The sequence below is a fragment of the Paenibacillus sp. AGC31 genome (genome assembly GCF_057334655.1).
Genome location: NZ_JBHFJH010000042.1, coordinates 46,039 through 58,436, shown reverse-complemented (window position 1 = coordinate 58,436; position 12,398 = coordinate 46,039). Strand labels below are relative to the sequence as shown.

Sequence of the window (12,398 nt, the reverse complement as noted above, 5' to 3'; positions counted from 1 at the left end):
TTGTGACTGTGTGTGGTCCATATTTTATACAGAATTCCTGCGATAACGAATAAAAGAGCGTCACCGAGTTTTGGTGCTCCTCCGTATAGAGATGCGGAACAGGAGAAACCTACTATAAACAGTAAAACAATATAGAGGAAACGCATATTAGTTCACCTCGTTAATTTGTGGTGTTACTAAGTAAGTGAGTTCATAGTTGCAGAGTTCAGATACAACCTGTTACTTCACCAAATCCGCTACTACTCTCGAGCCACACCCAAATTCTCCTCCAAATACGCCGCAAGCAATGCCAGCGGACTATGGATCGGAATACGGCGATCTATTGTAACCTGTGCAGCTGCGGGAGCCATAGAGAGTTGGGCTGCCACTACCGCTTTACCCGGATACTGCTCAGCAATCTGCTGTAATCCTTCACGTACCGCTTCGAGATATCCTTGCTGATCTCCACGCATAATCAACTCAAATGTCCCAGGGATGCACACGGCATCTGCCTGAGATGTCTTGGCAACGTGTAGTTGCCCATTCTCATCCTCTTGCTGTAATGCCTGATTCATCCGTGCCATCGTTCCTTCAATAGTTGCCGGGTTGGTGAATGCGATTATGTAATTTCCCGGCACTCGCCGTATCTCCTGCAATAACGGATGATCTATGCCGATCACAGGCACAGGGACCTGTGAGGCTTCCTGCTCCAGTACTGTCGCAAACAGGGTGCAGGTGACCAGAATGGCATCGGCATGACACTCAGCGATCCATCGGAGCGTCTGGGCTACCTTCTCGTGAATGACAACCTCGGAAAAGTCAGCATCATGTTTAAGACGGTCCAGACCTGGATCGACGTAATGGACCAATTCAACTTCATAAGGAGCAAGCGTCTCTTCAATTAAGGCGATGTTGGAATAATGAGCGTGAAAACAACCAATGGTGATCATGTGCTAAGTCCCCTTTTACAGTTCGTATATGTCATGGATCTTGTAGATATTTAAACCATTATAGAAACACACCTGAGAACTGTACAGTTGTTTGTTACTCAACGCCAATAACCGCCCTTCCGCCAAACTGCGGAAAGACGGTTGATAACCGTACTAATTGGTTCTGGTGTCCATTTTATCGAAGGGAAGGAGAAGCGCTCTTCTTCGCCATTTTTTGCTGCAGAATTTCATGAAAGGATAGACCTTGAGTGTTCTCATTCTCCTTTTTAGGAGCAGTGGTCGCCGTGTTGCGCGGATATTGGTGGTGGTACGGGATCATTTGCTGAATAGGCATGCGGATCATCTTGGTTCCTCCTTTAATGCATTTTTTTAAATTATGTATTTCGACTGGTTATGTTGCCAGCTGCACATATAGGTACATATGACTTGTTAGACGAAATAAATGATTTTAGAATATAAATCCAATTGGATTGTAGTGATTTTACCCGGTTTTAAGGAGATGTAAACGGTTTTAGGAAAATTCAGGAGTAAAGAACCTGATATGAGAGGTTTGATATGGGAGGATCGAATCGGTTGTTATGTGAATAGTCCCAATTTTAAGGAAGTCAATGGTACCCGCTTATGAGGCATATTGTCTGGTTAAATGATGCAAAGCATGCTAACTAACTTGGTACCATGGTCGGGTTGTTTAGGTGGTTATGTAGTTCCGGATATAACAAAAAGACTGCCGAGCGAACCCGGCAGCTTGCGTAATATGAAGAAGGATGCGAGGAAACTTTGATCCTGTCTGAGGTGGCATTGTGTTGGTTTTATCTATTTTGATGAACAGCGATGTATATATCTACTTGTACACTTTCGGGATTCAGGCTGCGTTCATCATACAATTCAAAATCCCCGGTGAACGTACGATCGCTTTGTTTGTCCCATGCCCACACGGCTCCCCAGGCTTCGCCAACAACCTCTGCCATCGGTCCTTTTCTGGAAGTGAATACGGCGTAAGTTGCAGGAGGGAGTAAAATGTCGTCCAATCCTTCAGGCAATGATTCGTTCGGACTGACCTCATGCCCTACCAGTATGGTGTATTCACCGGTTATGCCATCAGTGTAATCCGTGTAACAGCCATAGCGGGCGGCTTCAGGTGCGGGGAGGTGCTCTGAGGCAAAATAATTGTTCCAGAGTCCCTGAATACAGCCTTTGCCACTGATCTCAATGGCGTTGGTTGTGCGGGCGGATACGCCAGCAAGACGTTTGCCTGGGAGCGTGACATAACGAACGGGCTGGGCAGAGAACGAATGATCTGTTGTTACCTGACCAGGGTTAGCAGAACCAGTAGTAGAGTTTTCCACAAGAGATTGAGCATGTTGATCCGTTGTATTCGTGCGCCAACGTTTCAAAAAAGGAAGCTGGTTACGCAGCATCGAACGAGCGGATTCCTCGTCCATGCCCTCGTCCTTCAGAATGGCAGTGCACATCTCGGTCATGCCTTCCAGTGACATACCTGGCTGCTCGAACTGACCTTCTTTGTAACAATAAATACAGTACTCACGGGTTGTGCTTCCATCTGCTTCCGTTCCGAATTGGGCAGGGGTTGTGAGCGGCATGCCGCAGCTTTGACATACAGTGACGTTCATGATTAGTTCCTCCTTATATAGGTACAGATTGAATATATCTGAAGTATACGGGGAGGAACTGGACAGCTGTCTGTCAGGTTTGAGTCGGGGAGATATAATTTTGTACAATTTGCTCCGCGATACGGCAGATCTCGTCTCGAATATGCTGAGGTTCCAATACTTCAACGTCCGCGCCGAAGCCCAGGATGAACCCATATAACCAGCCATCCTCGGGAAAAGCAACTTGGCTAATATAATACCCAGTCCCATCAGGCATGACGTTCTCGATCCCAAACCATTCTTCCGCAATATGACGGACGCGAGGATGGAATTTCAAGGTTAACCTGGCTTGATTGTCCGGACGGCTCCATTCCTGTTGCCAGGGTCTGTCCTGTGGGTTAATGACTTTACGCTCGAATTGCTCATTAGCAAGCGTGACATCTTGCATACGCACAAGCTTGAACATGCGAAATTGATTCCGCTCGTGGCAAAAAGCATACAGATACCAGGAATGTTTCTTGAGTACGATGGTATGAGGGTCGGCAGTTCGGTGAGTCTGGATACCTTCCGCACTGCAGTAGGTAAAGGTTACGGGTCGTAATTGATCCATACCCTGTTCGATAAGTTCAAGCTTGATTTTCAGCGCTTCTGGATGCGTCCAGGTTGAATAATCCACGATGAATCGATTGGTATTGGCCTGAAAATCGTCATTTTTGGATTCAGGTACGATACTGCTGAGTTTTTCGACCAGAAGCTCTCGCGCCGCATTAGCATGGGAAGTGGATACACTGCGCAGTGCAGTGACGATAGAGGCGAGGTCCTTGTCTGTTAATACGTTTCGATCCAGACGGTAACCCTCTGCCAGACCAATCCCGCCGCTTGCTCCCTGATACGTCACCACAGGGATACCTGCTTGACCCAATGTATCGATGTCTCGGTAGATGGTCCGGATCGATACTTCGAACATATCTGCCAGGTCTTTGGCTTGGACTCGCCCACGATTGATTAGCAGCACGACGATGGCTAATAAACGCTCCAGTTTCATATGTATGGATTCCTTTCATTGGTTTATCTGTTGGATTCAAATATGTTATATTGTTGAGCATCACACATAGGAGTGGAATAAGCAATGAAGCGAATTACGATTCTGATCGCAGACGATGAAGTTGAGATCGCTGATCTGGTTGCTTTACATCTACAAAAAGAAGGATATCACACCATCAAGGCCTTTGACGGGAAGGCGGCGGTTCAAGCTGTTCAGACCCAAGCGATAGATTTGGCGATTCTGGACATTATGATGCCCGGCATGGATGGGTATGAGGTGACCCGCAAAATTCGGGAGCAGCATCATTTACCGATCATTTTCCTGAGTGCCAAAACGTCAGATATGGACAAAATTACGGGACTTGTGATGGGCGCAGACGATTATATGACCAAACCGTTCAATCCGATGGAGCTTGTTGCCCGGGTTAACTCCCAGTTGCGTCGTTCTCTGCAATTCAGCCAGTCTGCGCCTGTTCAGAGGTCCATTCTGGAGAAGGGCGGGCTCATCATCACGCCAGATCAACATCGCGTTACACTCTACGGCAAACCAGTGGAACTAACACCGAAGGAGTTCGACATTTTGTATCTGCTCGCGAGCCACCCCAAGCAGGTGTTCAGTGCAGAAAATATTTTTGAACAGGTATGGGGAGAAGCCTATTACGAGAGTGGGAATACCGTGATGGTCCACATTCGAACCCTGCGCAAAAAGCTGGGGGAAGATGTGAACAAGAACAAGTTTATCAAAACCATCTGGGGCGTGGGGTACACGTTTAATGACTAAAAGAAGAAGTTTTCGCACAACCATGATTATGTTGTTAGGGTTAAGCATGCTTGCCTCTGGCGCAATCACTTATGGGATTTACAAGCTTTTACAAGCCTATTATTCGGGTGTCCGTGCAGAAGATCAGCTTGCTGAATATCGTCATTTTATGAAAAGTATCGGAGATATTTATTTCTTCCTGATTTTATTTATCCCACTGGCCATTCTGTTTTTCTTCTGGTTTACCAAGCCTTACGCGACGTATTTCAAGGACATTTCTACAGGGATCAGACATTTGGCCAATGGCGACTTTCAGCATCGTGTGCAGATCTCCTCGAAGGACGAGTTAGGTACGATTGCGGAGGATGTGAACCTGGCAAGTGAGAAGTTAAGGGAAGCGGTGGAACGAGGGGATTTTGCTGAAAATAGTAAGGACCAGCTTGTTGTCAATCTGGCACATGACCTGCGAACACCGCTGACGTCTGTGCTTGGATATCTGGATCTGCTCATGAAGGATGATCAGCTAACGGAGGAGCAGGTACGGCACTTTACGTCGATTGCATTCACCAAATCACAGCGTCTGGAGAAGCTGATTGATGATTTGTTCGAAATAACCCGCATGAATTATGGCATGCTGCCTATAAACAAGACACGGCTGGATCTTAGCGAACTGCTGAAGCAGATGAACGAAGAGCTCTATCCTGTATTTGAAAAGAACCAACTAGTCGCCCGACTAAAAATAGACACTGACCTTACGGTCTCCGGTGATGGCGAGCTGCTGGCTCGTGTGTTCGAGAATCTGCTAATTAACGCTGCACGGCATGGCAAGGATGGTATGTACGTAGATATTAATGGATATCGGGATGCAGAACAGGTCATCATTCAGGTAATTAACTATGGTGGACATATTCGTCCGGAGGAATTGCCACATATCTTCGATATGTATTACACCGGAGATCGTGCTCGGACTCCTCAGGAGGGTGGGACAGGCCTCGGCCTATTTATCGCTCGCAATATTGTGGAGCAACATGACGGTACAATTTCGGCCCAGAGCGACGTGGTACGGACGCAGTTCGAAGTTCGTTTGCCCGTATTTCAATGAGGTCTGATATCAAATTTAAGAAAAACTTTAAAATTGCCCTGCTTTTTCTTTAACTTGTGTTGTCTATCCTTGATGCATGAGGTAAAAGGGAGGAGCAAGCATGAAAAAGTGGGGCTTTTTGATATGTATCATTTTGATCGGATATATCGTTACGCAATCACCGGGATGGATTCAGCAGAAGGATGAGTTACCCATCGAGATTCAGAATACGCGTGAGAATCCCGCAGGTTACACCGTATCCGTCACCGGAAACATTCAGGATCAGGTACATAAGGGCAACTTGTTACTGGTGGATAAGCAATACCCCGTTCACCCGGAAGGGGTTAAATCCGATATTGTATATGTGGCACATGAGGATGATCTGCTTCGTGGATATGGAATACTGGATCAGAAAATCATGTTATCACGGCAGGTGGCGCAGGAGTTTCAGAGGATGGTTGAAGCAGCAGGAGAAGAGGGAGTCAGATATTTTCTCGTCAGCAGCGGGTACAGGGATTTTGAAAAGCAGGACGAGTTATATCGGGAAAAGGGTTCAGACTATGCACTTCCTGCGGGACACAGTGAGCACAATCTTGGGTTATCCTTGGATATCGGCTCCAGCTTGGGTGCCATGAATGAAGCACCAGAGGGTGCATGGCTGGAGAAGAATGCATGGAAATACGGATTTATTTTGCGTTACCCAAAGGATAAAGTGCACATCACCGGTATTCAGTATGAACCATGGCACTTTCGATATGTAGGGCTGCCGCACAGTGCTGTCATGTATAAGAATAATCTGGTGCTGGAAGAGTATCTCGATATGCTTAAAGAGAAAGAGAACATTACTGTGGAAGTAGAGGAAGAGCAGTATCACATCCGCTATTATCGGGCCACCAGAGACACAACCGTTTACATACCTGAGCAAGGCCAAACTGAAATATCGGGTGATAACATGGGTGGCGTCATCGTCACCGTAAAGAAATAACAGGGCAACACAAGGGAGGCGAAACAACATGAAGCACAACAACCAGAATAGAAGCAAACATTACATCCTTTGGATTGCCGTTTTCATTATCTATTTATATCTGCTGACTAAGCTGATCCTGTTCAAAGGAAACCCAGTCGATTTTGGCATCGTGAAGGATCGACTGATGGCGTTCTTGCAACAACCGGATCTGGTCCATAACCGAACCGTCAACCTGACACCATTTCAGGAAATCTCACGAGACTGGAACAGCCTGTCGTTACATCGTCCTGGCACCGCAATCCATCTGGTAGGTAATATACTGGCCTTTATCCCTCTGGGCATCTTCATCCCTGTGTTGACGGGCAACAAGTTATTCTCTGGAGTAAAGGTACTCTTGCTGTCTCTGCTGCTCAGTCTGGGTTATGAAGTGACACAATTATTGACTGGCATGGGGATATTCGATGTGGATGATCTGATGCTTAATACACTCGGCGGCTTCATTGGATATATTGTTTTCACTATGGCTCTGGGTCTGAAAAAGGTGTTGGTGGGAGGAGAATCCCGCATGACGACGAAAAAGTTAAATTCTAAGGAAAGTCACGTGTAAGGAGGGGAACAACTTGATTATAATGGCTGTACTGTTCATTAGCGCAGGGCTAATGTTTCTCGTGTATCCACACAAGGTAACGGATGCTTCGGAAAAACAGATTACGGAGCGAGTGATCATGTCTAGATGGGTTGGAGGCTCGTTAATTGCTCTGTCGTGTCTGTTTCTGATCATGGGTACGATTCAACTGTTAGATCAAGCCTCACATCACATTGGGCATTAAAAGGCAGTTTGGCCTCGAAGCAACGGAGAATACACACATACTGAAACCATAGCTCCTCGTAACGTGCAGATTGCACGTTACGGGGAGCTTTTTTTATTGTTTCATAAGGTATCGAATTTAGCATAGGACCAGTGAACTTTGCGAGTAACATCGCAAATGAGGTAAAGTAGAGATGATGCGTTAGTACCTATCCCTTATAAAAAAGGAGGACATACATTGTATTCATTAGCTATACAACTAGCAGGAACAATGAAAGCCATTATGCAAATTGAAACTGAAATTGCTGAAGCTAAGATTGATCAACAGGCTGAAGAGATCATACTTGGTATGGAAAAGAGAAGATCAGCTTTAATAAATAGTGTCACACGTGATGAATTAATGGTCATCCAAACAGTGATGAACGTAGGAAGGTCAGAAAGAGGGTATCGTTATCATTTTAATTCGGAAGACGTTGAGATTATTAACCTTCCCATTGAGTTAGACGAGCATGAGTTGATGCAGAAATATTCCTACTATCTGATACATAAAACCAAAGAGGAATTAGCATATGGAATTGAATATCATACGCTTGTCTCATCATTTCTAAAAGAAGGTATAGAAATTTTGAAACTCTAGACCATTACCCGACATACTGATAGGAGGTCTGCAAGATGATAATGAAAATTTCGTATTATACACCAGATGGATTCTACTATTATGTCCCCGATCAATATGCAGAGAAGATGGAAGAGTGGAGAATTGAATTTTCAGATTTTTTGCAGAGTATAGAGGGGAAACATCCATTCACAGAATACATAGAGTCCATTAATTATGAGGGTGAGCTGGAATATGCCGTTTTTGTAAGATGCTACGGAGGAGATGAGTTTGTAGACTGGATTAACGTAGAGAAACTAAACTGCAGAGGTATATATCGTATAGCTGAGCCACCTGATGATTCGGAAGTTGGCTTGAAAATTGATTTTTAAACGTATCCCGATTATAAAAAGCAAAGCCAAAAAAGCTCCCCATTACGTGCAATCAGCACGTGGTGGGGAGCTTTTTTGTATAACTTCATCACATTAATGATTCATGTAATTAAGCTTTTTTCATCATTTGACGCAATACAGTTTGCAGGATACCGCCGTTATGGTAGTAATCCACGTCAACCATGCTGTCCAGACGAGCGATAACAGGGAAGTCGAACTGTGTACCGTCTTCACGAGTTACGGTAACTTTCAACTCTTGTCCCGGCTTCACATCATTGCTGAGGCCAGTAATGTCATACGTTTCACGTCCGTTCAGGCCGAGACTGGACCAGCCGTGACCTTCCTGGAATTGCAATGGCATTACGCCCATGCCGACCAGGTTACTACGGTGAATCCGCTCGAAGCTTTCTGCGATAACGGCTTTGACGCCGAGCAGGAATGTTCCTTTTGCCGCCCAGTCACGGGAGCTTCCTGTACCATACTCTTTACCAGCGATAACGATCAGGTTCTGTCCTTCATCCTGATACTTCATGGAAGCATCATAGATGGACATTTCTTTGTCCGTTGGCAGGTACTTCGTGATACCGCCTTCTGTACCAGGAGCTACCTGGTTACGAATACGAATGTTGGCGAATGTACCACGCATCATTACTTCATGGTTACCACGGCGTGAACCGTAGGAGTTGAAGTCTTTGCGCTCTACGCCATGTTCTTTCAGGTACAATCCAGCCGGGCTGGATGGTGCAATATTACCTGCTGGCGAGATGTGATCCGTTGTTACGGAATCCGCAAGCAATGCCATAACGCGTGCAGAACGGATATCTGCGATATCGTTCAACTTGTCGCCAAGCTCTTGGAAGAATGGAGGATTCTGAATGTACGTGGAGTTCGGGTCCCACTCGTACAATTCGCCTTCCGGTACAGAAATTGAATTCCAACGCTCATTGGCTGTAAATACATTCTCGTACTTGTTGCGGAACATCTGAGCGTTCAGGGAACTTGCGATGGTATCCTTGATTTCCTCGGAGGTAGGCCAGAGGTCTTTCAGGAATACAGGCTCATTGTTCGTATCATAACCGATTGGATCGGTTTCAAAGTCAATATTTACGGTACCCGCAAGTGCATATGCTACAACGAGTGGTGGTGATGCCAGGTAGTTGGCTTTAACCTGTGCATGCACACGGCCTTCAAAGTTACGGTTACCAGACAATACAGCCGCTACGGTCATATCGTTCTCAGCAATAGCTTCGCTCACTTCGTCCGGCAGTGGGCCGGAGTTACCGATGCATGTTGCACAACCGTAGCCGGCAACGTTGAATCCGAGTTTGTCGAGATACGTGATCAGACCTGCTTTTTCCAGGTACTCGGTAACAACAAGTGAACCTGGTGTCAGACTGCTTTTCACATATCCTGGTTTGGTCAGGCCGCGTTCAACTGCTTTTTTCGCCAGTAGTCCCGCTCCAACCATAACACTTGGATTCGAAGTGTTCGTACAACTTGTGATCGCCGCGATCACAACAGCGCCTGCCTTCAGTTCACTGTTGGAACCGTCCGGATGCTTCACAGGTACGGATTGTTCGATTTTCTCATCGCTCAGACCGTAGCCGCCTTTATCTACAGGTGTGCGGATGATGCTGTTGAAGCTTTCTTTCATTTGTGTCAGCTCGATGCGATCTTGTGGACGTTTTGGTCCGGCAATACTTGGTACAACAGAGCCGAGATCCAGTTCAATCACATCTGTGAATTCAGGATCAACGGTGCTTGAAGTACGGAACATGCCTTGAGCTTTGTAATAAGCTTCAACCAATTCTACCTGCTCGTCAGGACGGCCAGTGTTACGCAGGTAGTTCAATGTTTCACTATCAACAGGGAAGAAGCCGATCGTTGCGCCATATTCTGGTGCCATGTTGGCTACTGTTGCACGGTCAGCCAGACCGATGTTGGCAAGACCTGGTCCGTAGAACTCAACGAATTTACCAACAACGCCTTTTTTACGAAGCAATTGGGTAACGGTCAGTGCAAGATCCGTTGCTGTTGCGCCTTCACTCAGGCTGCCTGTCAGTTTGAAACCAATAACGTCCGGTGTTACAAAATAAAGCGGTTGGCCCAGCATGCCTGCTTCGGCCTCGATTCCACCAACACCCCAACCAACAACGCCAAGTCCGTTGATCATGGTGGTGTGGGAGTCTGTACCTACGAGGGAATCCGGGAATACAACGGTTTCGCCGTCAACGGTTTTGGTTGCTGCCACGGAAGCCAGATACTCCAGGTTAACCTGGTGAACGATCCCTGTGGATGGTGGAACGGCACGGAAGTTGTTGAATGCCGTTTGGGCCCAACGCAAGAAGCGGTAACGCTCCTCATTACGCTCAAACTCGACTTTGATATTGTAATCAAGTGCATCGTTGGTACCAAAAGCATCAACCATAACGGAGTGGTCGATAACGAGATCGACGGGTACGAGCGGGTTGATCTGTTTTGGATCGCCGCCTGCTTTTTTTACAGTATCACGCATTGCAGCGAGGTCAACGACAACCGGTACACCGGTGAAATCCTGCAGAACAATACGTGCAGGGATGAATGGAATTTCCTTGTTATTGTCACGGCCATCTGCCCAGCCGGTCAGTTGTTTTACGTGTTCTTCGGTGATGGCACGTCCGTCGAATTGACGAATTGCTGCTTCAAGCAACACTTTAATGGAGAAAGGGAGCCTGGAAAGATCGCCGTGGCCGTTTTCCTGAAGAGCATCGAGACTGTAGTAGCGGTAAGACTTGCCTCCAACCTCAAGACTGCGAGCGGCGGAGAAATGATTCTTTGCTGACATACATGTACCTCCTTGGGATGTGTCGGTGAGATGAAGAAAACGTTCATTTAGGTGAAGAACAGGCCTTCATCGTTCCGTGTTCTTGTGTATTAGTTTCATCAGATGAAACGTAATTTCATAATCATAACTTTAGTTTTAAGTATACCGTTTTCACCTCCGTACGTAAAGGTCTTTTTGCCTGATCAAGCAAGCTTTTGGACCAATGAAGGCGTTTTCGTGAAGTGAGCAGGAATAAGATATCTCGTGTACCTGTATTTGCCGAATTTCGGATCTCCCTCCTGAGCCGTGTACATACAACCGAAGACCCTTTCATATGAATAGTAGGAGTTTATATACGCAATGAAATATTCCAGACAGAACTTATGCCAAAGGGGGACATAGGCTTGGAACGGGAATGGAAGAGTGCCTTATATACTTACGTGAACCAGTACAATCGCTGTGAGATCGACTACCGTCCACAGACCAGCGAACGGATTGTTACCGATCCTGACTTCGTGGTGGAACGGGGAGAGCGTATGGCAAGGCTGGACGAATGGTATCGTAAACGGCGCGCCGTGCCTCTTCGCAGCGAGACCAGCGCCAAGCTTGTGCGCACGCTTATGGATGGCCAGGAAGAAGCGGTGGTGGATGTACAATTGTACAGCAGACTGTTCTACGAGAAGAGCGGGATCACCCACCGGGAGGACCGGATTGAGCGGGAGCGGTTAACCTTTCTGCGGCAGAGTGGTGGATGGATCATTGGGCGGGTCGAGCGAGAAGTGCCGGAGCGTCGCCCTGCTGGGGAAGGACGTCTGTTTCAACAAGCTGATTTTGTACAGGCGATGAATCGGCCGCTGCTGAATCGGGAAGTGTTGGGTCAAGGAAGAAGCTCACGGCAACAGTCATATCGCAGAGATCTGGCAGTTGCCTATGCAGATCGGTGGTGGAATGCGGGTAATCCGGCATTTGAGGAATTTGATGTGGATTGTACCAATTACGTGTCCCAATGTCTCTTTGCAGGGGGCGCACCCATCCACTATACTGGTAGAAGAGAAGCCGGCTGGTGGTATAAAGGGTATGTGAACGGCTCCGAAATGTGGAGTTACAGTTGGGCAGTTTCCAACAGTCTGGAGCGTTATTTGTCAGGCAGCAGCTGGGGTCTGACCGCGACAGAAGTGGAGCGTCCTGAGCAGCTGATGCTCGGTGATGTTATTCTCTACGATTGGGATGGAGATGGACGATTTCAGCATAGCACCGTTGTGACCGCGTTTGATGCGGGCGGCATGCCGCTTGTTAACGCACATACGGTTAGCAGCCGTCACCGATTTTGGGATTACCGGGATTCTTACGCTTGGACGGAGCGGACGGTATACCGGCTTTTTCATATTGCAGATGAGTTTTGATGACGA

Annotated in this window: 13 protein-coding genes; 8 read left to right on the top strand and 5 right to left on the bottom strand. The window is 46.9% G+C overall.

Features of this window, described 5'->3' with window-relative positions:
* Positions 1-239: 239 nt before the first annotated feature.
* From ACE04G_RS25705 to ACE04G_RS25690, 4 genes are all read right to left on the bottom strand, one after another.
* Positions 240-929 carry a hypothetical protein gene (locus ACE04G_RS25705; protein ID WP_449005430.1) on the bottom strand — a complete coding sequence of 230 codons (690 nt, stop codon included), beginning with the start codon at positions 927-929 and terminating at the stop codon, positions 240-242.
* A 175-nt stretch (positions 930-1,104) separates the two neighbouring features.
* Positions 1,105-1,272, bottom strand: a complete 168-nt coding sequence (locus ACE04G_RS25700; RefSeq protein WP_221818684.1) for a hypothetical protein — start codon at positions 1,270-1,272, stop codon at positions 1,105-1,107.
* Between the two features lie 466 nt (positions 1,273-1,738).
* Positions 1,739-2,560, bottom strand: coding sequence for a zinc ribbon domain-containing protein (locus ACE04G_RS25695; RefSeq protein ID WP_221818685.1), 822 nt, complete (start codon positions 2,558-2,560; stop codon positions 1,739-1,741).
* A 73-nt stretch (positions 2,561-2,633) separates the two neighbouring features.
* Positions 2,634-3,584: a helix-turn-helix transcriptional regulator gene (locus ACE04G_RS25690; protein ID WP_221818686.1), complete on the bottom strand. Its 951-nt coding sequence runs from the start codon at positions 3,582-3,584 to the stop codon at positions 2,634-2,636.
* A gap of 84 nt (positions 3,585-3,668) precedes the next feature.
* Between ACE04G_RS25690 and ACE04G_RS25685 the strand changes: the two genes are divergently transcribed.
* The 7 genes from ACE04G_RS25685 (at position 3,669) to ACE04G_RS25655 (ending at position 8,186) form a co-directional block, all read left to right on the top strand.
* Positions 3,669-4,364 (top strand): response regulator transcription factor, encoded by a 696-nt coding sequence (locus tag ACE04G_RS25685; RefSeq protein WP_036614121.1) that lies wholly within the window; start codon positions 3,669-3,671, stop codon positions 4,362-4,364.
* Positions 4,357-5,445, top strand: coding sequence for a HAMP domain-containing sensor histidine kinase (locus tag ACE04G_RS25680; protein WP_221818687.1), 1,089 nt, complete (start codon positions 4,357-4,359; stop codon positions 5,443-5,445). The genes ACE04G_RS25685 and ACE04G_RS25680 overlap by 8 nt, the downstream gene beginning before the upstream one ends.
* Before the next feature lie 100 nt (positions 5,446-5,545).
* A complete protein-coding gene (locus tag ACE04G_RS25675) occupies positions 5,546-6,409 on the top strand; it encodes a M15 family metallopeptidase (protein ID WP_449005429.1) in 864 nt (287 codons plus the stop codon).
* A gap of 28 nt (positions 6,410-6,437) precedes the next feature.
* Positions 6,438-6,998 (top strand): VanZ family protein, encoded by a 561-nt coding sequence (locus ACE04G_RS25670; protein ID WP_221818689.1) that lies wholly within the window; start codon positions 6,438-6,440, stop codon positions 6,996-6,998.
* A 13-nt stretch (positions 6,999-7,011) separates the two neighbouring features.
* Positions 7,012-7,221, top strand: coding sequence for a hypothetical protein (locus tag ACE04G_RS25665; protein WP_074093413.1), 210 nt, complete (start codon positions 7,012-7,014; stop codon positions 7,219-7,221).
* 216 nt (positions 7,222-7,437) lie between these two features.
* Positions 7,438-7,836 carry a hypothetical protein gene (locus tag ACE04G_RS25660; protein WP_221818690.1) on the top strand — a complete coding sequence of 133 codons (399 nt, stop codon included), beginning with the start codon at positions 7,438-7,440 and terminating at the stop codon, positions 7,834-7,836.
* 35 nt (positions 7,837-7,871) lie between these two features.
* A complete protein-coding gene (locus tag ACE04G_RS25655; protein ID WP_221818691.1) occupies positions 7,872-8,186 on the top strand; it encodes a hypothetical protein in 315 nt (104 codons plus the stop codon).
* Between the two features lie 109 nt (positions 8,187-8,295).
* Here ACE04G_RS25655 and acnA read toward each other — a convergent pair whose 3' ends face one another.
* A complete protein-coding gene (gene acnA / locus ACE04G_RS25650; RefSeq protein WP_449005428.1) occupies positions 8,296-11,010 on the bottom strand; it encodes an aconitate hydratase AcnA in 2,715 nt (904 codons plus the stop codon).
* Between the two features lie 383 nt (positions 11,011-11,393).
* On the opposite strand from acnA, the gene ACE04G_RS25645 reads away from it, so the two are divergent.
* Positions 11,394-12,392 (top strand): amidase domain-containing protein, encoded by a 999-nt coding sequence (locus ACE04G_RS25645; RefSeq protein ID WP_449005427.1) that lies wholly within the window; start codon positions 11,394-11,396, stop codon positions 12,390-12,392.
* The last annotated feature ends 6 nt before the right edge of the window (positions 12,393-12,398 follow it).